Below are 19,160 nucleotides of genomic sequence, written 5' to 3' on the forward strand. Positions count from 1 at the left end.
TTATGACAGTGATTATGATTATTCTGGCGGTGATTGGCGGCGCAACGCTGAGCATTCAGGCTGCTATTAACGGGCAATTAGGCAGCAGCGTGGGGGTATTTAAAAGCGCGTTTCTGACGTTTTCCGTCGGCGCGCTGGTGACCGCCCTGCTGATCTTCTTTTTTGAGCCGAAACAGGCGGTCAGCCTGATGGATGTGCCCAAATGGCAGCTTCTGGGGGCCCTGTGCGGCGTGCCCTATATCGTGATTATGGTGCTCGCCGTGCAGCGCATCGGGACCGCCGTTGCCACGGTAGCGGTTATCCTGGGCCAGCTGGCCATGAGCATGCTGATTGATAACTTTGGCTGGCTGAACAATGAAGCCATTCCGTTTTCAGTGAGCCGTTTCGGGGCCGTCGTCTGCCTGAGTATTGCGCTCTTCTTCATCTACTCAAGCAGTAAACCTCAGCCCGAAGAGGATTAACCGCCCGCTTTGCGGGTAAAGAACAGCGTCACCGTGGCGACGGTGACGCCAAATTTCTTCATCTCGGTTTTATTAAACAGACGGGTGCTGTCCTGCAAATACATCCAGTCATCAAAGTGCAGCAGCCAGGTTTTGCCGTCCGCCTTCACGTTCATGCTGTAGCGCCAGTTAAGGGCATTGCCCGCCGCCTGGCCTGTCGCCACCCCCTCAATATCCCCCGCCGTGCCTTCGTAGCGATTCTGCCCAACGCGGCGGATATGCCAGACGCGCTGCTGCTTCTCGCCGTCATCGTAGACAAAATGTTCATTCAGGGTCAGCGTATCGCCGATAACATCCCCGGCGATCTCGACGTGAAAACGGCGGATCTGCTTACCGCTGCGATCCTGCACCATCCCCCACGCCTCGGTTTTCCCCTGGAAGTAAGTAAAAATATCAAGCCGTGGCTGCTGCTGACGATACTCCGTCACCTCGGTGCTGCATCCGGCCACCAGCATCGTCAGGGCAAGCGCCATTAACAGGAAACGTTTCATTGTGGTCCTCCGATTAACTGCTGACGCAGTTCAGGATACTCGGTACGGGGATCGAGCCAGATCGCCAGAAAGCGTGAGCTAAACGCTGCCGTCTGGCGTGGCCCGAGTGGCGTAAATTTTTTCTGCGACGCCGTGGGGCGATACCAGAATTGCCCCTGGCCGTTATTAACCACAAACGCGAGCTGCGCGCCGGGCGTGACGTCGGGCCAGAGCGCTTTTAGCATCCTCAGCCAGGCTTCACTCTGCGGCTCCTGCTGCAAAATGCCCTGCGCCTGCCACTGGTCGCGGGTCGCCTCAACCAGGTCGTCACCATCGATGTCGCGGGCATAGGTGATAATCAGCGCATTATCGCCGTCTAACCCTGTATAGCGGCCCTCGGGCGTCAGAAGCTGAGAGCTATAAACGGTAAACGGCCCCCAGGTGAGAGTGGCGTCGCCCACCTTGCGCCAGCTCAGCCAGTCTGCCGCCTGCACGGTACAGGTGAAGACGGACAACGCGAGCATCAGTACCCGCTTTCTCATTGTCGTCTCCCTATTAACAGGTGGAAAAACAGCATCAGCACCAGCCAGCCGGGGAACATCCAGCTGACGACGATAAAGGTCGGCTCCTGAAACGTAATGGCCCCCAGACGCTCGCCGATCAGGTAGGCCACCGGCCCGCCCAGGGTCGCCAGCACCGTCAGCAACCAGCCCGGCAAGGTGGTCGTGCGGGTCAGTTGCGTCCAGACGGTGGCAAACATTAGCCACAGCGCCACCATCCATAGCGGCATCAGAGACGCGCCCGTGAACGCAATCAGCCCCGTCAGCGCCCAGAGGGCGTCCAGCAGCGCGCCCGACGCCGCCAGCACAAGGGCGTATCCCCGGTATGATGGCGGTAACAACAGCCAGGCAAGCACCGCCAGCGCGATCCAGATGACCAGCCCCTGCTCGCGAAACAGCACCACCAGCGTCCAGTAGAGATCAAACCCGATGGCCAGCAGAAATACCTGCCCGTAGCGCTTCATACGCGTTCCGCAGTCAACTGCACCACGCTGATGGTGCGGGCATTAAACCCGGCTTCACAGTAGCCGAGGTAGTACAGCCACATCCGGCGGAAACGGTCATCAAACCCGAGCTTTTCAATCTCCTGCCAGGCGTGAACGAAGCGCTGACGCCAGTGCGCCAGCGTGCGGGCGTAGTCCGGCCCCATATCGAAGAGGTTACGCACCACAAAATCGGTATGGCGGGTCATGAGTTCATTCATGGCGGTAATGCTGGGCAAAAAGCCGCCGGGGAAGATGTAGCGCTGAATAAAATCGACGCTTTTGCTGTAGTCGCGATAGCGCTGATCCTGAATGGTGATGGCCTGAATCGCCATCCGCCCGCCCGGACGCAGACGCGCCTGGCAGGTGCGGAAAAATGTTGGCAGGTAGCGCTGACCGACGGCCTCAATCATCTCCACCGACACCAGCTTGTCGTAAACCCCGGTCAGATCGCGGTAGTCGCAGAGCAACACCTCAACGCGATCCTGCAACCCTGCCCGGGCGATGCGCGCGGTGGCCCAGTGGTACTGCTCCTGCGACAGCGTGGTGGTGGTCACCCGGCAGCCGTAATGACGGGCGGCATATTCCGCCATCGCCCCCCAGCCGGTGCCAATCTCCAGCAGATGATCGTTTGCCGTGAGCGCCAGCTGGTCGCACAGCCTCGCCATTTTCGCCTGCTGAGCCGCGGTCAGATCCTGCTCGTCCCCGTTAAACAGCGCGCTGGAGTACAGGAGGTGCTCATCCAGGAAGTGGGCGTAAAAGGCGTTGCCCAGATCGTAATGGGCGGCAATATTTTCCCGCGCCTGCGCGCGGGAGTTGCGCCGCATCCAGTGCCGCAGCCGTTCCACCGGTTTCCTGAGCAGGCGAAACCCTTTTTCCAGCTTTCCGAGGATTTGGCTATTGCGCGCAATCAGCTCCAGCAGCGGCGTCAGGTGGGGCGTTTCCCAGTCGCCATCCATCCACGCTTGTGCCGCGGCGAGGCTGCCCCCGGTTAAAATGCGCCAGTAGACGCCCGGAGCAAGTACCAGCACCTCAGCGTGAAGCGCGGCGGAGGCGTCGCCGAACTGGAACGTCTGCGCGCCTTCACGCAGCGTCAGCGAGCCACCGCGCAGGCCATTCAGCAGGCGGAAGAGCAGCCATCGCGCGACGCGGACGTTGCGCGGGATATCGGGTTCAAGCGCAAAGACGGGATTGGTCATGAGCGTTCACTCCTGCTGAGGGGATGGTTATGCAGCGGCACGCGCTTCAGCCACAGCCTGAGCGCCTGCCAGTAAATGGCGAAAACGGTTTTGAGGGTCATCAACGGGATCCGCACCAGCAGCGCACGCAGCGCCGTGCGCGTCAGCGGCGCCCGGCGCAGCGTCAGGGTGGCATCAAACACCTTCGTCTCCTGATGGTTTTCGATATGCATGCGCAGCGTGCTGTCCGGGCTGTTGAAGCGCCAGTGATAGATCATATCCATCGGATTAAAGGGCGAGACGTGAAACGCTTTCTCCGTCGGCGGGGCGTCCCGCCCCGCTACCGCGTAGTAATGTCGTTCATTCCACGGCGTGTTACGGACTTCGGCGAGAACCCAGCGCAGGGTGTCTTCCCCGTCATAGCAGTAGTAAAAATTGACCGGGTTGAAATGAAAACCGAAATAGCGCAGCTGGGTCAGAAGCATGACCCGCCCCGCCGGACGTTCGCCGGTCAGATATTCCAGACGCTCAAGGACACGCGCTTTGAGCGGCGTGCCCAGCGGGTAATCCGCATCATAAAATGCCGCGGGCGCAACGCGGTTACGACGCACGCCGACGGAGGGTAGCGCGTCCAGCTCATCCAGATCGAGCCAGGCCATAAACACGCTGTAGGTAAAGTGGTGCGCTTTCGGCGCAAGCCGACGATGGCGCAATGTACCGTGGTATAGGCAGCTGTTCATCTTAGTTGCCCTCCCCGGCCGCGATAGCGTTGACCACGTCCAGCGCACTGCGTACGCCATCTTCGTGGAAGCCGTTGTACCAGTACGCGCCGCAGAACCAGCTCCGCTGGCGACCGTTTATTTCGCCGCGCCGGGCCTGAGCGTGCCAGCTTTTCGGGTTAAAAAGCGGATGCTCATAGACAAAGCGGCGCAGCACGAAGCGTTCCTCCACCGGCGTTTCCGGGTTGAGGGTGACGCAAAACAGCGGGCTGCCCGGCGGCAGTCCCTGCAAGATATTCATGTTGTAGGTGACGCAGGCGCTGGCCCGATCCTGCTCGCTGAGGCGGTAGTTCCAGCTCGCCCACGCGCGTTCGCGTACCGGCAGCCAGTGCGGATCGCGGTGAAGCACCACCTCGTTACGCTGCCAGCCGATATCCCCCAGCACCTCGCGTTCAGCCTGCGTTGGGCTGGCGAGCATCGCCAGCGCCTGAGCGGAGTGGCAGGCGAAGATCACCTGATCAAAGGTGTCTGTTACGCCCTCACGCGCAATATCAACCCCACGATCGTGGCGAATAACCTGCTGGACCGGCGCGTTGAGGTGCAGCGTCAGGCGATCGCCGAGCGTATCCAGCATCGCGCGGATATACTCCCGGGAGCCGCCTGGCACCACGTACCACTGCGGACGATGGGTGATGTCCAGCAGACCATGGTTTTCAAAAAAGCGTAAAAAGAGCGGCAGCGGAAAGCGTTTCATCTCCTGTAGCGACGACGACCAGATAGCCGCCCCCATTGGCAGGATGTAGTGGCGCGCAAAAAAGGGCGTAAAACCGTGCTGGCGCAGGAACGTTTCCAGCGTGGCGGAACCATCGACTTTGCCCCTGAGCGTCTGTTTCGCCAGCCGGTTAAAGCGCACGATCTCCTTCAGCAGCGTCCAGAAGGCCGGGTTGAGTAGATTACGTCGCTGGGCGAAAAGCGACGTCAGCGTGTGCCCGTTGTACTCCAGCCCGCTCTGCGGGTTGTGCACCGAAAAGCTCATCTGCGTTTTTTGCCCGCAGATGCCCAGTTCGCTGAGCAGCCCCATGAAGCGCGGATAGGTGCGGTCGTTGTAGACGATAAAACCGGTGTCGATGGCAAAGGTGCCCTGCGGCGTGTCGACATCCACCGTTGCGGTATGGCCGCCCGGCGTGGCCTGCGCTTCAAACAGCGTAACCTGGTGATGTCCGGCGAGACGCCAGGCACAGGTTAACCCGGCGATGCCGCTGCCGATAATTGCGATTTTCATGGTCGCACCATCCTGCGCAGCAGTGCGCGCTGAAGTACATCGGGCAGGCCGGAAAGCAGGCGCAGCGCCAGGCCGAACCCGGCGGGAAACGCGATGTGATCCTTCCCTTTTGCCAGACCGCGACGAATGGCGTGGACGGCGTGCTCTACGCTGACCCGGCCCGGCATCGGGAAATCGTTTTTGCGGGTCAGCGGCGTGTCGACAAAACCGGGTGAAACGACCGTGACGGCAATCCCTTTCGGTTCCCAGTCGAGGCGCAGCGTGTCGGCAAACCAGGTTAACGCCGCTTTAGAGGCGCCATACGCTTCGGCTCGCGGGAAGTGAAGCCAGTGCGCCATCGAACTGACCAGCACCACGCGGTTGCCGGATACCAGCTGCGGCTGCAACGCCGCAAGGCAGTTTACCGGCCCGATGAAATTGGTGGTCATGACCCGCGCCACCCGCCCGGCATCCACCTCGCCGCGGTCGAGATATTCGCAGGTTCCGGCGCAGAGAATCACCGTGTCGGCAGCACAGTCCGCGAGCGCCTGGCGACAGGCGTCCCTGTCTGTCATATCGAACAGGCGCACCGTAATGTTGGGGCTGTGCTGATGCACGGCTGCCAGACGTTGCGCATCGCGCCCGCAGGCAATCACCCGGTAACCATCGTCGGCAAAAGATTTCGCCAGCCCCGCCCCGATGCCCGAGCTTGCGCCGGTGATCAGAACCGTTTTCATGATTTCACTCTTCGCTTCACGCCGCGCACGGCCCAGCCGAGTATCGGGAGATGTTCGTAAATCATCTCTCCGGCATCGTAGTAATCCCGCTGGCGAACAATGCGATCGTCGTGCATGTCTACCACGGAGCAGCCCGGCAGCTGGCGCATTGCCCCCCCGGCGATACGCGGGTGCGACCAGTGCATCATCCAGGTGACCACAAAGCGATCGCCCTGCTGCAACGGTGCATCGACGGTAAAGCGACAGTGCTGGACGTTAGCCAGCAAGTGGGTGAAATAGCGCTGAATCGCGAACACCCCGCTGTGTTCGCCAAAGGGATCGATAAGCGTGGCATCGGCGCGATAAATCCCCGCCAGCGCCGAAGGTGGCTGGGTATCCAGCGTGGCGTAGTAATCAACGAACCGACTGATGACGGACGGCAACGTGCTCATGGGTCACATCCTGGGTGTAAACAACGTAGCGAAATCGCATAATTTAAACTTACACAATTAACGTTATTTGTCCAAGTTTGCACAGATGTATTTTTTATTCTTATTATTTATCAATTACCTGAGATGTCACCTCGCGCAGCCATTTTGTGCAAAAATTTGAATTTCGCCGCCAGAGTGCCGTTTTTTTAAGGATAACCTTAAGGCAAAGGTGCCATTTATCTTCCAGACTTATCCTTTTAATTCATAAGGATGTCACGCGATGAAACATTTACTGATGACGCTTTTTTCCAGCCCGGAATCCTTGTTGCAGGTCATGAGTCACCAGGAAATTATCGAAGCCGTAGAGGATGGCGACCGCATCATCATCGATCAGGATGGAAACGCCTCGGTTAACTACAAAAGCCATGAGGTGCGGCAGGACTTTCTGCGCCATGTCAACGCGCTGAAGAGGGCCTGAAATGGGAACGGCAATATTCATGGTATTGATGGTATGCGGGTACTGGTACACCAGCCGCGACCTCTCAACACGGTTTAAAATCAAGCGATCCTTTGGCTGGGACGTCTATTTTCTTGTTGCGCTGTATGGCTGTATTTTTGTTCTTCAGGGGGTGATCGCCACCGGCCTGCTGTGGCTGCTGTTGTTCGCCCTCTCCGCCGCCGATAACACGTTCCATTTCACGTCAGCAAAATATGCCGACTGGCAAATTGATTTCATGAACTGGAGCTTCCTGGGGATTCAGGCCCCGGTGGTGGTGATGCTGGCCTTCGCGATCCTGTTTTGTCTCTACCGCTCGAACTGGGCCGGAAGCGCGCGGCTGGACGGTGAAGGCCGGAAAAGATTGTACAAGCGGCTGGCGCAGTCGAGCGGGATTGAACAGCTGCTCTATCAGTGCATGGAGGAAGGTGAACTGGCGCACGTCACGCTGAAATCGCGGCGGATCTATATTGGCATGATCCATACCGCCACGCTGGAGTATGAAAAAACGGCCAATATCGTGCTTATTCCGATGCTGAGCGGCTACCGTGACGGGAAGAACATGCAGCTCTGTATCGAACATAACTACAGCAAATGGTATGCCGAGCATGACATTACGCTCGATTCAGAGCCCAAAAGCGCCATGGATTTTCGCAAAGTGATCATGCTGGATCAGATCGAGAGTATTTCGCTGTTCGATCCCGCAAGCGCCAGCGCGCTGGCGATGCGTGAATGAAAAAAATGGCGCCTTATCGCAATAAGGCGCCAGGATTAACCAGGATGAACGCTAAACTTATGGCGTCACAATATTGAACCAGAAGTCAAACTTATCCATGTAACTCAGCATCTCTTCCAGCTTCGCGCCGTCTCCGCTCACCTTCACGTCACCCTTATCCATCGCCTGCTTCAGCGTCTCTTTCTTAAGGATGATGTTGTTCAGCGTGGTGCGATCCAGGGTGATGGTTGCGTCAGCATCCTTCGCCTGCGCGTTGGCGGTATGGTTCAGCACGCCGTTTTCCAGCTCCAGCTTGTATTTGCCGCCATCCTTACCGAGATCGATGTTAAAGACCGCTTTCGCGTTACCGGCCCGCACCCCGTTGATGTGTACGCCCAGGTAGTCAAAGAACATTTCCGGGGTCATCGCCCGCACGGTATCCGGGCTGGCGGTGTTCGGCGTCGGCAGCTTCTTCACGCCATTACGCAGTTCCTGCGCGCCGGTCAGGTAGAAGTTACGCCACGTGCCCGCTTCCGCCTGGTAACCTAACTGCTCCAGCGCGTCGGCTTCCAGATTACGTGCCGCAGCGTTCTGCGGATCGGCGAAGACGATTTTGCTGGTCACCTGCGCCACCCAGCGGTAATTACCCTGCTGATAATCCGCTTTGGCTTTCTGCATGATGGCATCAGCGCCGCCCATGTACTGCACGAACTTCTTCGCAGCCTGTTCAGGCGGCAGCTCGTCGAGGGTTGCCGGGTTGCCGTCGAACCAGCCGAGATAAAACACGTAGGTGGCTTTGACGTCGTGGCTAACGGAGCCGTAGTAACCGCGGCTCGCCCACTGTTTTTCCAGCGATTCCGGCAGTTTAAACTCGGCGGCGATCTCGTCGCGGGTCAGCCCCTTGTTTGCCATACGCAGGGTCTGGTCGTTGATGTAGCGATACATATCGCGCTGGCCTTTCATCAGCTTGACGATATTCTCGTTGCCCCAGGTCGGCCAGTGGTGCTGCGCAATAATCACTTCCGCGTCCGCGCCCCAGCGCTCAATGGCGGCGTTGATGTACTTAGACCAAGCCAGCGGATCGCGGATTTTCGCGCCGCGCAGGGAGTAGGTGTTGTGCAGGGTATGGGTCACGTCCTCTGCGGCTTCGATCATTTTCTTCTCTTTGACATACCACAGCATTTCGGACGGGGCTTCTGAGCCCGGCGCCATCATAAAGTCGTAGGTCAGCCCGTCGATCACTTCCTGCTGGCCGGTATGGGTAATGTAGTTGGTCGGCGGGATCAGAGTAACCGTACCCGCAGAAGTGGTGGTGCCAAGACCCGCCCCCACCTGGCCTTTTGCATCCGGCTTCAGCAGGTTGCCGTACATATAGCTCGCACGGCGGCTCATCGCATTCCCGGCCATAATGTTTTCGGAAACCGCTTCTTTCATAAAGCCTTCCGGGGCGTAGATCTTCACTTTGCCGGACTTCACGTCGGCTTCGTCAACCACACCGCGCAGGCCGCCGTAGTGGTCGACGTGACTGTGGGTGATCACCACAGCGACGACCGGTTTCTTGCCGCGGTTTGCATAGTAGAGATCCAGCGCTTCTTTCGCCGGTTCAGCGCTTAACAGCGGGTCGATAACGGTGATGCCCTTCTCACCTTCAATGATGGTCATGTTGGAGAGATCGAGATTACGGATCTGATACACGCCGTCGGTGACCTTAAACAGCCCGCCAATGTTGATCAGCTGTGACTGACGCCACAGGCTCGGGTTTACCGTATCCGGGGCTTTTTCACCCTCTTTCACGAAATCATATTTCGCCGGGTTCCAGATAACGTTCCCCTGCTCGCCTTTAATCATGTTTTGCGGCAGCGGGGCGATAAAGCCTTTATGGGCGTTCTCAAAGTCGGTTTTATCGGCAAACGGTAATTTGTTATACAGGGCGTTATTTGCCTGTCGGGTTGTGGCAGTGGCATCCTGCGGCTGTACTTCCGCAAACGCGGAAAGCGACAGCGACGTCAACACACCGGCCAGCGCCAGATGTTTAGCGATTAGAGTTAATTTCATTGAATGGCCTCATAGATTAATTGCGCCGCCTGGATATTTACTGTTGGCGGATAATTTTAATGCGAACTCATTGACGACCATTCTAATCAGAATACTTTCCCATCATAGTCCCATATGGGACTGGTTATTTATGGGTTCGTAATCCGGAGGCTATTGCTGCTATACTCGCTACCACGGCAGACGTTGCGGGGAGAGGCTTAGCGTGAATTTCCAGGATATCCATACCTATTATCAGCAACTCAATATTGGGCAATTCTTTCCGCACATGCTTTGTAAAGGCGAGGCCTTAACCGTTGCCGCAAATAAAAAATTCACCGTCGAGCCTGGCTATATCTATTTTTGTACTGAAGGGTCGCTGACGATATTAATGCCTGATGATGGCCTAAATATTGGCAATACTATCGAGTATATGCCGATAGGGTTAATGGAAAGGTATTGTCCACTGGCGAAGTATGAATATCGCAGCAGTGCGAAGGTGAAGCTGGTGAGAATAGCCTGGGCCGACTTCGACCAGATATTTTTCCAGGGCGGGTCTGAGCGTATGCAGGCGCTGGCCACCATACTGACCTACATGTCCATTTTCACCATCGACCTGCACAATGAACGCAGGCAGGTCACCAGCTACCAGACCATCAAACCGATGCTGTACCGCTATCTCTATCGGCAGGAGACCCACACGGGAGAGAATGAGGGCCTGGCGCTGTTTATCATTAAGCGCACTAACCTGTCACGCACCCATGTCTTTCGCGTGCTGGCAGATCTCAAAGCCGGGGGCTATATCACCATGAAGCGCGGAAAGCTGGTGTCGATTGACCGGCCCCTGCCGGAAGCGTATTAAGCTCATCTTCACGCCTTGAGCAACATGTGGGAACGAACGGCCTTATTTATCCCGGCCAGCCGACTTGGGCCGTAAGTTCTCATCAAAGACCAGCCGTTTGCGTCCGGGCTCTTCTTCCCGCAGCGGCTCCACCTGATGCAGCGTCTGCTTACAGCGCTCCACCAGCACCTGATACTCCCGCGTGCCCTGCTTTTTCCACGCTATTTCCTGCGCGCTTAACTCACGAATCGCTTTCGCCGGACTGCCAAGAATTAAGTGATTCGCAGGCATCTCCGCTTTGGCCTTCACAAACGCCGCCGCCCCGACGATGCTGTTTTCGCCGATCGTCGCCCCGTCCATCACGACCGCATTCATCCCCACCAGCGCATTACGGCGGATAATGCAGCCGTGCAGGATCGCGCTATGGCCGATATGCCCGTCCTCTTCCACCACCGTGTCCTGCTCCGGAAAACCGTGCATCACGCAGTTATCCTGAATGTTCGCGCCGTCTTTCACCACGATCCGGCCAAAATCACCGCGCAGGCTGGCGTTGGGACCCACGTAAACGCCTTTGCCGAGGATCACGTCGCCAATCAGCACCGCGGTCGGGTGAACATAGCTCTCTTCAGGCACGACCGGCGTCAGACCATCAATTTGATAAACAGGCATACCCTCTCCTTATGTGATATTCAGACCACCAAAACGCTGGTGATAAAGCGTGCCGGGAGCGGGCAGCTCGCCCACGGAGGTTTCCCCCTTCTCGCTGACAAACGCCAGGGCTCCCGCCGCCACGCGCTGGTAGATATTAATACACAGCTGTCGCGCGCTCTGGCCCGCCCAGTGCGCAGGGAGTAACTCCTCCGGCAACAGCGGATCTTTCAGCACCACGCGACGATAAAAATGAATGAGTAACAGCTGGATCTGGAAGCAGCGTTCCGGGGTCAAATCCTCAGGCGGCGCCTCTTTCAGCAGCGGCAGCAGCGGACGGAACGAGTTGATAAACGTTTCGTACATCGCGTTTTGTTCGGTCAGCTGCCAGCACTCTTCCACGCGGGATCGTAGCGCCGCGCGTGACAAGGCCAGCGGCGAATGGGCTTCAAAGAAAATGACGTTTTCCGCCACGCCCGCGTCATGCAGCAGAGACTGCACGTCCGCCAGGTTCTGCGACGGCGAGGCCATCAGGCTCGGCGCCAGCGTGCCGAACCCTTGCCAGATGAGCTGTTTTTTCACGTCCGCGAGCGTGGTTTTATCCAGCCCCTCGGAAAGCAGCAGCAGCCATTTACCATCCCACGCCGGCAGTTCCGCACGGTAGATTTTATTTTCCGCGCGGCGGGTCAAACGCAGCCCCTTGTCGCTGAGACGGTAAAAGCTGCGGCGGCCAATGCGGGACACGTCCAGCCAGCCCTCTTTGTTGAGGCGAAACAGCGCGGTGCGCACAAAGCGCTCGCCGAAACCCATCCCTTCCAGCAGAGCCGCCAGGCTGCCGAGCCAGATCTCTCCGCCGCGATGGGAAAGCGCGTCGCCATAAAGCGAGGAGATAAGCGACGTTCCGCTGACGGGAACAGAGCTGACCGCGTGCTGGATAAAGGCATCAAGTTTATTCATGTGATTCATTCTGTTGTTATTTTTTTCCTGGATGAATCATAGCATACGAATCTGGGGTGTACCCTCACCCTAAACCTCTCTCAAAGGGAAAGGGAACTTCATACACCCTCTCCCTTTGGGAGAGGGCTGGGGTGAGGGAAATTCAACCGTTGGCTGCCACTTTACGCAAATCAAACACCCGGCAGGCTTTACCCTCGGAGCGCGGTATACTGCCGCAGTTCACGATCATCACGTCGGTCGAGATCCCTACCATCGATTTAATCCGATGACGCAGCTGATGGCAGACCTGACAGCGCTGTTCATGGGTCAGCGTTAAGCTGCTCTGTTTCAGCTCGACCTTCACCGAAAGTGAATCAAGATGCCCGCGGCGGTTCACCTCCAGCTGATAGTGCGGCGAAAGGTGTTCGAACTTAACGATCTCCTCTTCCAGCTGTGACGGGAAGACGTTAACCCCGCGAATGATGAGCATGTCGTCGCTGCGCCCGCTGATGCGATCCATCCGGCGCATGGTGCGTGCGGTGCCCGGCAGCAGGCGCGTCAGGTCGCGGGTGCGGTAGCGGATCACCGGCAGCGCCTCTTTGGTCAGCGTGGTGAACAGCAGCTCACCCTGCTCGCCGTCGGCCAGCGGCGTGCCGTCATTCGGGTTGACGATCTCCGGGTAGAAGTGATCTTCCCAGATGGTCGGGCCGTCGGCGGTTTCAAGACACTCCATTGCCACGCCCGGCCCCATCACTTCGGAGAGACCATAGATATCCAGCGCGGTAATGCCCAGCCGTTTTTCAATTTCGCGGCGCATCGCCTGCGTCCACGGCTCGGCGCCAAACACGCCGACGCGCAGGGAACAGGCGCTGGCATCGCCGCCCATCTGACGCTCCAGCTCTTCTATCAGGTTCAGGCAGTAAGACGGCGTCACCATGATCATATCCGGCTGGAAATCGCGGATCAGCTGCGCCTGCTTCTCCGTCTGGCCGCCGGACATCGGGATCACCGTCGCTCCCAGACGCTCGGCACCGTAGTGCGCCCCCAGCCCGCCGGTGAAGAGCCCGTAACCGTAGGCGACGTGAATTTTATCCTTCGCGCTGCCCCCGGCGGCGCGCAGGGAACGGGCGACGATATTGGCCCAGTTGTCGATATCATTCTGGGTATACCCCACCACGGTCGGCTTTCCGGTGGTGCCCGACGAGGCGTGGATGCGCACCACCTGCTCCATTGGCACCGCAAAGGTATCGAAGGGGTAGTTGTCGCGCAGATCCTGCTTGGTGGTGCACGGGAATTTTTGCAGGTCCGCCAGCTCGTTGAAGTCGTCAGGGTGAACGCCCGCAGCATCAAACTTGCGTTTGTACATCGGAACGTTGTTGTAGGCGTGGTTCAGCGTCCACTTCAGGCGCGCGGTCTGCAACGCCTGCAATTCATCAATGGACGCGGTTTCGATCGGATCAAGCTTTGTTGTATTTATCATCGCAGGGTACTCACATTATTGTTCGCTCAAACACGCTCAAGGATCATGGCAATGCCCTGACCCACACCGATGCACATCGTACACAGCGCGTAGCGCCCGCCGCGTCGGTGCAATTCATTGCTTGCGGCCAGCGCCAGTCTGGCACCGCTCATTCCCAGCGGATGACCTAGCGCGATCGCCCCGCCGTTCGGGTTGACATGCTCCGCGTCATCCGGCAAGCCCAGCTGACGCAGCACGCCCAGCGCCTGTGCGGCGAAGGCTTCATTAAGCTCAATGACGTCCATATCGGTGATACTGAGTCCGGCACGCTCCAGCACCTTGCGGGTGGCGGGCACCGGGCCTAATCCCATCAGGCGCGGCTCGACGCCCGCTGTCGCCATGGCCACAATGCGGGTGCGCGGGGTTAACCCCTGGGCAAGCGCCATCGGCTCGCTGGCGATAATCAGCGCCGCCGCCCCGTCGTTGACGCCAGAGGCGTTTCCCGCCGTCACCACACCGTTCTTGCGGAACGGGGCTTTCAGCGCGGCAAGCTGTTCCAGGGTGGTTTCGGCGCGCGGATGCTCGTCCACGCTCACTTCCGTTACCGCGCCTTTTTTCCCCGCCACCTGTACCGGGATAATCTCCTGCGCCAGAACGCCATTCTGCTGCGCCCGCGCGGTGCGCTGCTGACTGCGCAGGGCAAATGCGTCCTGATCGGCACGGCTTATATTTAACAATTCCGCTACATTCTCTGCCGTTTCCGGCATGCTGTCAGTTCCGTATTGCTGATGCATGAGCGGATTCACAAATCGCCAGCCGATGGTGGTGTCGAAGATCTCCGCCTGACGCTGAAACGCCGCCGTGGCTTTGCCCATCACGAACGGCGCACGGGACATGGATTCGACGCCACCGGCGATCAGCAGATCGCCATCCCCGGCTCTGATGGCGCGCGCCGCAAAGCCAATGGCATCCAGACCGGAGCCGCACAGACGGTTAATGGTGGTGCCGGATACCGTCTGCGGCAGCCCGGCCAGCAGCGCCGACATGCGCGCCACGTTGCGGTTATCCTCCCCGGCCTGATTCGCGCAGCCGAAGATCACGTCATCTATGCGCTCCAGATCGAGCTGCGGGTAACGCGCCAGCAGCGCACGCAGCGGCACGGCCCCTAAGTCATCGGCACGCACGCTGGATAATCCTCCGCCGTAGCGACCGACCGGGGTACGCACCCCCTCACAAATAAATGCGTCACGCATCAGGCTTCTCCTGTCACACTGCCGCCAGTGCGGTGCGATTTCCCGCGAAAAAGAGCGACGGTTTTCTGTTGTTGGTTCTGAATTTCAATGTCGTAGACGCCGGTCAGTTTGCCCTGATGCTTCACCCGCGCGGTGGCGGTGAGCTTATCTCCGGCAAAGCCCGGACGCAGAAAATCGATGGCGCAGCCTGAGGCCACCGCCGCCAGCCCCTGACTGTTGCAGGCGTAGGCAAAGGCGGTATCGGCCAGCGAGAACAGCTGTCCGCCGTGGCAGGTTTTATGCCCGTTGAGCATCTGCGGGGTGATGGTCATGGTTACCACCGCGTAGCCCTCGCCCATCTCGATAATGTCCATCCCCATCGCCTGCGCGCAGGCGTCCCGTTCGTACATCGCGCGGGCGTTATGCCAGGCGTTATGACTCATAGCTACTCTCCAGAAGCGCACGCTGGCGCAGCAGTGAACAGGGGCGATAGCGTTCCTCGCCGTAGTGACGTTGCAGGTTCTCCAACAGCGTTAACAGACGCTGCCAGCCAAGGCGCTCACCCCAGGCGATGGGGCCGCAGGGATAGTTGACCCCTAAGCGCATGGCGGTATCGATGTCTTGCTCGCTGGCGACCCCTTTTTGCAAAGCGTCCAGCGCTTCGTTGGCAATCATCGCTACCGTGCGCCAGACCAGCAGGCCGGGGTAATCGGCAATCTGTACCACCCGTTTCTCCTGCTGTTGCAACCAGTAAATGGCTTTCTGCGTGGCGGCGTGCGGGTTGCCGGGCGCGGCGGCTATCACGGCCACATCCCGCTCAATGCGGTCGACTACCACCACCGGGCAGCCGTGGCGCAACGCCAGCGATTGCGCGGTTTCACCCTGCGTTTCGATCAGCAACAGATCGTCAATTTCCGTGACACCGTCACTTCTTCGCTGTACTCGCATCGGGCTGAAGCTGTCGCTGACCGGGGCGAGCCAGCTGACGGCGGGTTTCTCCTCCTGCCAGCGGTAAACGCCCTGCCCGCTTTTCTTACCCAGACGCCCGGCCAGCACCAGCTCCTGCTGCACCAGCGACGGCAGAAAACGACGCTCCTGCCAGAAGGCGTTAAACACGGAGCAGGTCACGGCAAAGTTGACGTCCTGACCAATCATGTCCGTCAGCTCAAGCGGCCCCATCGGGAAGCCCCCGCCGTCTCGCAGGGCGGCGTCGATCACCTCGGGCGTTGCCACCTGCTCTTCCAGCGCGCGCCAGGCTTCCGAGTAGAACGGGCGCGCCACGCGGTTGACGATAAACCCCGGCGTGGACTGGCAGCGTACCGGCTGCTTTCCCCAGCTCAGCGCCAGCTCGCACAGCGCATCGGCCACTTCGGGAGAGGTCGCCAGTCCGCTGACCACTTCCACCAGCTTCATCACCGGGGCAGGATTGAAGAAGTGCAGCCCGGCGACGCGTTCAGGGTGGTTTATCTCCGCCGCAATCGCGGTAACGGAAATGGACGAGGTATTGCTGGCAAGCAGCGTCTGCGGCGGGCAGACCTCTGCCAGCTGGGTAAACAGCGCTTTTTTTACCTCAAGCCGCTCGGAGGCCGCCTCGATCACCAGATCGGCTTTCGCCAGAGCACTGATAGTCGTCACCGGCGTCAGGCGGGCGAGGATCTGTTCCCCGGCGTCAGCAGAGAGTTTTCCACGCGCAACGCGTGAGGAGAGCCGCTGGCGAATGCCGTCAACGGCGCGGGAAATCGCCGCTGCGTCAATGTCGTACACCAGAACCGGATGACCGTGGCTGGCTGCCACTTCGGCAATCCCGGCGCCCATGGTGCCGCTGCCAATGACGGCGACCGTATGGATATTCACCATCTTATTTCCCCGTAAAGTTCGGCGCGCGTTTTGCCAGGAACGCGCTGACGCCTTCCCGGTAGTCGTCGCTGCGTCCGGCCAGACGTTGATAGTCGCGCTCCAGATCAAGCTGGGCGTCGAGAGTGTTGGTTTCGGCGGCGTTGATTGCCTGTTTGATCAAGCCCAGGCCAAAGGTCGGCTGCGAGGCAAAATGCAGCGCCATCTGCTGTGCGGTGGCGGAGAGCTGCTCGTCGTCCACCACCTGCCAGATCATTCCCCAGGCCTGTGCCTGCTCGGCGCTGAGCTTATCGCCAAGCAATGCCAGCCCCATGGCGCGGGCGCGTCCGGCCACGCGCGGCAGCAGCCAGGTGCCGCCGCAGTCCGGGACGAGGCCGAGCTTGCTGAAGGCCATCACAAAACTGGCGGAGCGCGCCGCAATCACCATGTCGCAGCCGAGGGCCAGCGTGGCCCCCGCGCCCGCCGCCACGCCGTTAACCGCGCAAATCACCGGCTTCGGCAGTTTTGCCAGGCGGCGCACCAGCGGGTTGTAAAAAGTCTCAACGGACATGCCCAGATCGGGCGCGGGGCCGTTCGGGTCCACGTTACGGTCGTTAAGATCCTGCCCGGCGCAGAAACCGCGTCCTGCCCCGGTGATCAGCAGGCAGCGGATAGCGTCATCGCGCTCGGCCTGCTTCAGGCATTCGGAAAGCTGCTGGTGCATGACGTCGTTAAAGCTGTTCAGGCGCTCCGGGCGGTTCAGCGTAATGGTCATTACGCCCTGCTCAACATGGCTCAGAATAAATTCCACAATTAGCGTCCTTTAAAGTCTGGGGTGCGTTTTTGTAAAAAGGCGTTGATGCCTTCCCGGCGATCGTCGGTGGCCGCGAGCAGCGCAAACAGCTGACGCTCCTGCGCCAGCCCGGCCTGAAGCGGGACTTCCTGCGACTGGCGAAGCGCCTGCTTCGCCGCCTGTAGCGCCAGCGGCGAGTGGCGCGCCATCAGCGCCGCCTGCTTCAGGGCGTACTCCAGCGTCAGCGAGGCCGGGTAGACGTCGCTGACCAGCCCGGCGCTGTGCGCCTGAACCGCCGTGATGCTTTCGCCCGTCAGCACCATTTTGCTGGCCAGCGATTTACCCACGCTGCGGATCAGCCGCTGGGTGCCGCCTGCGCCCGGCATGATCCCGAGGGTGATTTCCGGCAGGCCAAAATGGGCGTTATCGCCGGCAATCACCACATCGCAGAGCAGCGCCAGTTCACAGCCTGCCCCCAGCGCGAAGCCGTTCACGGCGGCAATCATCGGTTTGGTGAAGGCGTTGATCCGCGCCCACAGCTGCGGACGGATATCGTTCAGGGTGGCGGGCAGGTCTTTCTCCGCCATTTCGTTGAGATCGGCCCCGGCGGCAAAGCAGCGTTCGTTGCCGGAAATCACACAGACGGCGATCTCAGCATCCGCGGCGGCGGCCTCAAGCTGCTCCGCGATTTGCAGGAGCAGCGCATTGTTGAGCGCGTTGCGCGCCGCCGGACGGTTAAGCGTCAGCTGCAACACGCGGCCATGACGGGTGACAATCAGTTCGCTCATGCCATCCCCTTCGCATCAAAATCGACGATAACGTCGGCGGTTAACGGCAGCGCCTGACAGCTCAGCACATAGCCTGCGGCCAGCTCGTCCGGCTCCAGGCTGTAGTTGGTCGCCATATCGACTTTTCCGCGCAGCACTTTGCATTTGCAGGTGGCGCATACGCCGCCCTTGCAGGCGTAAGGCAGATCCGCCCCCTGACGCAGGGCGGCATCAAGAATGCTTTCGTCGTCCGCCGTCAGGGTGATTTCACGGTCGCGCCCGTCCTGGCGGACGGTGACCTTCTGCCCGTCGGCCTGCACGCTGACAGTCCGTTTAACGGGTGTACCCGGCGTGTTAAAGCGCTCAAGATGGATCGCTTTTTCCGGCATACCCAGCGCTTTTAGTGCCGCTTCGGCCTCGTCCATCATCGCCGACGGGCCGCAGATGAAGGCTTCATCGTACTGGCGGAAATTCACCAGCGTTTTTGCCAGCGCCTGGAGCTTTTCCCCGTCAATGCGGCCATGGAGCAGATCGCTGTCGAGCGTCTCCTGGCTGAAGATGGCGATCAGCTGCAAACGCTGCGGGTATTTATCTTTCAGGTCCGCCAGCGCCCGGCGGAACATCATGCTCTGGCTGCTGCGGTTGCCGTAAATCAGGGTGAAGTGGCTGTGGGCTTCAGTGGCCAGCGTAGCGGACATAATTGCCAGCATCGGGGTGATCCCGGACCCGGCGGCAATCGCCAGATAATGGCCTTCGCGTTCGGCCTGCGGCTGGTAGCCAAAATGCCCCTGGGGCACCATCACCTCCAGCGCCATGCCCGGTTTGATCTCGTCCCGGGCATAGCGGGAAAAACGTCCGCCCTCGATGGCTTTGACCGCCACGCTGATCTCACCGCACGCGGTGCTCCGGCAGATGGAGTAGCAGCGGCGCAGTTCCTCCCCGCCAGGACTGGCTTTCAGGGTCAGATGCTGACCGGGACGGAAGCGGTACGCCTCCTGTAACGCCTGCGGCACCGCGAAGGTAATGGTCACCGCGTCGCGGGTTTCGGGTTCCACTTTTGCCACTGTTAATGAATGAAACGTTGTCATGGCA

At 59.5% G+C, this 19,160-nt stretch carries 22 protein-coding genes; 4 read left to right on the forward strand and 18 right to left on the reverse strand.

Annotated elements, in window-relative coordinates:
• Nucleotides 1-2: 2 nt before the first annotated feature.
• Nucleotides 3-461, forward strand: coding sequence for a DMT family transporter (locus ACNQ0W_RS08560; RefSeq protein WP_003857305.1), 459 nt, complete (start codon nucleotides 3-5; stop codon nucleotides 459-461).
• Here the strand turns inward: ACNQ0W_RS08560 and ACNQ0W_RS08565 are convergent.
• Genes ACNQ0W_RS08565 through ACNQ0W_RS08600 form a run of 8 tightly spaced genes read right to left on the reverse strand, consistent with a single transcriptional unit; the run spans nucleotide 458 to nucleotide 6,338 of the window.
• The gene (locus tag ACNQ0W_RS08565; RefSeq protein WP_062932671.1) at nucleotides 458-991 is read right to left on the reverse strand and encodes a DUF3833 domain-containing protein; all 534 of its coding nucleotides are present in this window, start codon (nucleotides 989-991) and stop codon (nucleotides 458-460) included. The two genes, ACNQ0W_RS08560 and ACNQ0W_RS08565, sit on opposite strands and share 4 nt — an antisense overlap.
• A complete protein-coding gene (locus tag ACNQ0W_RS08570) occupies nucleotides 988-1,512 on the reverse strand; it encodes a hypothetical protein (RefSeq protein ID WP_062932670.1) in 525 nt (174 codons plus the stop codon). The genes ACNQ0W_RS08565 and ACNQ0W_RS08570 overlap by 4 nt, the downstream gene beginning before the upstream one ends.
• Nucleotides 1,509-1,994, reverse strand: a complete 486-nt coding sequence (locus ACNQ0W_RS08575; RefSeq protein ID WP_062932669.1) for a DUF2878 domain-containing protein — start codon at nucleotides 1,992-1,994, stop codon at nucleotides 1,509-1,511. The genes ACNQ0W_RS08570 and ACNQ0W_RS08575 overlap by 4 nt, the downstream gene beginning before the upstream one ends.
• Nucleotides 1,991-3,211 (reverse strand): SAM-dependent methyltransferase, encoded by a 1,221-nt coding sequence (locus tag ACNQ0W_RS08580; RefSeq protein WP_062932668.1) that lies wholly within the window; start codon nucleotides 3,209-3,211, stop codon nucleotides 1,991-1,993. Before ACNQ0W_RS08580 ends, ACNQ0W_RS08575 begins: the two co-directional genes overlap by 4 nt.
• Nucleotides 3,208-3,930 (reverse strand): DUF1365 domain-containing protein, encoded by a 723-nt coding sequence (locus ACNQ0W_RS08585; RefSeq protein WP_049110378.1) that lies wholly within the window; start codon nucleotides 3,928-3,930, stop codon nucleotides 3,208-3,210. Before ACNQ0W_RS08585 ends, ACNQ0W_RS08580 begins: the two co-directional genes overlap by 4 nt.
• A 1-nt stretch (nucleotide 3,931) precedes the next feature.
• Nucleotides 3,932-5,191 (reverse strand): NAD(P)/FAD-dependent oxidoreductase, encoded by a 1,260-nt coding sequence (locus ACNQ0W_RS08590; RefSeq protein WP_062932667.1) that lies wholly within the window; start codon nucleotides 5,189-5,191, stop codon nucleotides 3,932-3,934.
• Nucleotides 5,188-5,907, reverse strand: a complete 720-nt coding sequence (locus ACNQ0W_RS08595; RefSeq protein ID WP_062932666.1) for an SDR family NAD(P)-dependent oxidoreductase — start codon at nucleotides 5,905-5,907, stop codon at nucleotides 5,188-5,190. The genes ACNQ0W_RS08590 and ACNQ0W_RS08595 overlap by 4 nt, the downstream gene beginning before the upstream one ends.
• A complete protein-coding gene (locus tag ACNQ0W_RS08600; protein WP_062932665.1) occupies nucleotides 5,904-6,338 on the reverse strand; it encodes a nuclear transport factor 2 family protein in 435 nt (144 codons plus the stop codon). Before ACNQ0W_RS08600 ends, ACNQ0W_RS08595 begins: the two co-directional genes overlap by 4 nt.
• A 259-nt stretch (nucleotides 6,339-6,597) precedes the next feature.
• Between ACNQ0W_RS08600 and ACNQ0W_RS08605 the strand changes: the two genes are divergently transcribed.
• Together ACNQ0W_RS08605 and ACNQ0W_RS08610 are read left to right on the forward strand one after the other, a co-directional pair.
• Complete coding sequence (locus tag ACNQ0W_RS08605) at nucleotides 6,598-6,795, forward strand: hypothetical protein (RefSeq protein WP_003857318.1); 198 nt, start codon at nucleotides 6,598-6,600, stop codon at nucleotides 6,793-6,795.
• 1 nt (nucleotide 6,796) lies between these two features.
• Entirely contained in the window at nucleotides 6,797-7,549 is a 753-nt protein-coding gene (locus ACNQ0W_RS08610) for a hypothetical protein (protein ID WP_062932664.1), read from the forward strand.
• A 57-nt stretch (nucleotides 7,550-7,606) separates the two neighbouring features.
• Here ACNQ0W_RS08610 and ACNQ0W_RS08615 read toward each other — a convergent pair whose 3' ends face one another.
• Nucleotides 7,607-9,583, reverse strand: coding sequence for an alkyl/aryl-sulfatase (locus ACNQ0W_RS08615; protein ID WP_062932663.1), 1,977 nt, complete (start codon nucleotides 9,581-9,583; stop codon nucleotides 7,607-7,609).
• A 202-nt stretch (nucleotides 9,584-9,785) separates the two neighbouring features.
• On the opposite strand from ACNQ0W_RS08615, the gene ACNQ0W_RS08620 reads away from it, so the two are divergent.
• Nucleotides 9,786-10,421: a helix-turn-helix domain-containing protein gene (locus ACNQ0W_RS08620; protein ID WP_417933186.1), complete on the forward strand. Its 636-nt coding sequence runs from the start codon at nucleotides 9,786-9,788 to the stop codon at nucleotides 10,419-10,421.
• Nucleotides 10,422-10,463: 42 nt separating this feature from the next.
• Here the strand turns inward: ACNQ0W_RS08620 and paaY are convergent, their stop codons facing one another.
• The 9 genes from paaY to paaE form a co-directional block, all read right to left on the reverse strand.
• Nucleotides 10,464-11,069, reverse strand: a complete 606-nt coding sequence (gene paaY, locus ACNQ0W_RS08625) for a phenylacetic acid degradation protein PaaY (protein WP_062932661.1) — start codon at nucleotides 11,067-11,069, stop codon at nucleotides 10,464-10,466.
• Between the two features lie 9 nt (nucleotides 11,070-11,078).
• Nucleotides 11,079-12,014 carry a phenylacetic acid degradation operon negative regulatory protein PaaX gene (gene paaX, locus ACNQ0W_RS08630; RefSeq protein ID WP_032103751.1) on the reverse strand — a complete coding sequence of 312 codons (936 nt, stop codon included), beginning with the start codon at nucleotides 12,012-12,014 and terminating at the stop codon, nucleotides 11,079-11,081.
• 133 nt (nucleotides 12,015-12,147) lie between these two features.
• On the reverse strand, nucleotides 12,148-13,464 hold the full coding sequence (paaK, locus tag ACNQ0W_RS08635; protein ID WP_022648028.1) for a phenylacetate--CoA ligase PaaK: 1,317 nt from the start codon (nucleotides 13,462-13,464) through the stop codon (nucleotides 12,148-12,150).
• Between the two features lie 26 nt (nucleotides 13,465-13,490).
• Complete coding sequence (gene pcaF, locus ACNQ0W_RS08640; protein WP_023296563.1) at nucleotides 13,491-14,696, reverse strand: 3-oxoadipyl-CoA thiolase; 1,206 nt, start codon at nucleotides 14,694-14,696, stop codon at nucleotides 13,491-13,493.
• Nucleotides 14,696-15,118, reverse strand: coding sequence for a hydroxyphenylacetyl-CoA thioesterase PaaI (gene paaI / locus ACNQ0W_RS08645; RefSeq protein WP_023300032.1), 423 nt, complete (start codon nucleotides 15,116-15,118; stop codon nucleotides 14,696-14,698). The genes pcaF and paaI overlap by 1 nt, the downstream gene beginning before the upstream one ends.
• On the reverse strand, nucleotides 15,108-16,532 hold the full coding sequence (paaH, locus tag ACNQ0W_RS08650; protein WP_062932660.1) for a 3-hydroxyacyl-CoA dehydrogenase PaaH: 1,425 nt from the start codon (nucleotides 16,530-16,532) through the stop codon (nucleotides 15,108-15,110). The genes paaI and paaH overlap by 11 nt, the downstream gene beginning before the upstream one ends.
• Nucleotide 16,533: 1 nt before the next feature.
• Entirely contained in the window at nucleotides 16,534-17,322 is a 789-nt protein-coding gene (gene paaG, locus ACNQ0W_RS08655; RefSeq protein ID WP_090278260.1) for a 2-(1,2-epoxy-1,2-dihydrophenyl)acetyl-CoA isomerase PaaG, read from the reverse strand.
• A complete protein-coding gene (gene paaF / locus ACNQ0W_RS08660) occupies nucleotides 17,322-18,089 on the reverse strand; it encodes a 2,3-dehydroadipyl-CoA hydratase PaaF (RefSeq protein ID WP_062932659.1) in 768 nt (255 codons plus the stop codon). Before paaF ends, paaG begins: the two co-directional genes overlap by 1 nt.
• Complete coding sequence (paaE, locus tag ACNQ0W_RS08665; RefSeq protein WP_062932658.1) at nucleotides 18,086-19,156, reverse strand: 1,2-phenylacetyl-CoA epoxidase subunit PaaE; 1,071 nt, start codon at nucleotides 19,154-19,156, stop codon at nucleotides 18,086-18,088. The genes paaF and paaE overlap by 4 nt, the downstream gene beginning before the upstream one ends.
• Between the last annotated feature and the right edge of the window lie 4 nt (nucleotides 19,157-19,160).

The sequence above is a fragment of the Enterobacter cloacae complex sp. 6730903 genome (genome assembly GCF_048283985.1).
Lineage (GTDB): Bacteria > Pseudomonadota > Gammaproteobacteria > Enterobacterales > Enterobacteriaceae > Enterobacter > Enterobacter hormaechei_C.

Coding starts and splice junctions, on each gene's coding strand:
- ACNQ0W_RS08560 (WP_003857305.1), top strand. CDS start 3: ATGACAGTGATTATGATTATTCTGGCGGTGATTGGCGGCGCAACGCTG.
- ACNQ0W_RS08565 (WP_062932671.1), bottom strand. CDS start 991: ATGAAACGTTTCCTGTTAATGGCGCTTGCCCTGACGATGCTGGTGGCC.
- ACNQ0W_RS08570 (WP_062932670.1), bottom strand. CDS start 1,512: ATGAGAAAGCGGGTACTGATGCTCGCGTTGTCCGTCTTCACCTGTACC.
- ACNQ0W_RS08575 (WP_062932669.1), bottom strand. CDS start 1,994: ATGAAGCGCTACGGGCAGGTATTTCTGCTGGCCATCGGGTTTGATCTC.
- ACNQ0W_RS08580 (WP_062932668.1), bottom strand. CDS start 3,211: ATGACCAATCCCGTCTTTGCGCTTGAACCCGATATCCCGCGCAACGTC.
- ACNQ0W_RS08585 (WP_049110378.1), bottom strand. CDS start 3,930: ATGAACAGCTGCCTATACCACGGTACATTGCGCCATCGTCGGCTTGCG.
- ACNQ0W_RS08590 (WP_062932667.1), bottom strand. CDS start 5,191: ATGAAAATCGCAATTATCGGCAGCGGCATCGCCGGGTTAACCTGTGCC.
- ACNQ0W_RS08595 (WP_062932666.1), bottom strand. CDS start 5,907: ATGAAAACGGTTCTGATCACCGGCGCAAGCTCGGGCATCGGGGCGGGG.
- ACNQ0W_RS08600 (WP_062932665.1), bottom strand. CDS start 6,338: ATGAGCACGTTGCCGTCCGTCATCAGTCGGTTCGTTGATTACTACGCC.
- ACNQ0W_RS08605 (WP_003857318.1), top strand. CDS start 6,598: ATGAAACATTTACTGATGACGCTTTTTTCCAGCCCGGAATCCTTGTTG.
- ACNQ0W_RS08610 (WP_062932664.1), top strand. CDS start 6,797: ATGGGAACGGCAATATTCATGGTATTGATGGTATGCGGGTACTGGTAC.
- ACNQ0W_RS08615 (WP_062932663.1), bottom strand. CDS start 9,583: ATGAAATTAACTCTAATCGCTAAACATCTGGCGCTGGCCGGTGTGTTG.
- paaY (WP_062932661.1), bottom strand. CDS start 11,069: ATGCCTGTTTATCAAATTGATGGTCTGACGCCGGTCGTGCCTGAAGAG.
- paaX (WP_032103751.1), bottom strand. CDS start 12,014: ATGAATCACATGAATAAACTTGATGCCTTTATCCAGCACGCGGTCAGC.
- paaK (WP_022648028.1), bottom strand. CDS start 13,464: ATGATAAATACAACAAAGCTTGATCCGATCGAAACCGCGTCCATTGAT.
- pcaF (WP_023296563.1), bottom strand. CDS start 14,696: ATGCGTGACGCATTTATTTGTGAGGGGGTGCGTACCCCGGTCGGTCGC.
- paaI (WP_023300032.1), bottom strand. CDS start 15,118: ATGAGTCATAACGCCTGGCATAACGCCCGCGCGATGTACGAACGGGAC.
- paaH (WP_062932660.1), bottom strand. CDS start 16,532: ATGGTGAATATCCATACGGTCGCCGTCATTGGCAGCGGCACCATGGGC.
- paaF (WP_062932659.1), bottom strand. CDS start 18,089: ATGAGCGAACTGATTGTCACCCGTCATGGCCGCGTGTTGCAGCTGACG.
- paaE (WP_062932658.1), bottom strand. CDS start 19,156: ATGACAACGTTTCATTCATTAACAGTGGCAAAAGTGGAACCCGAAACC.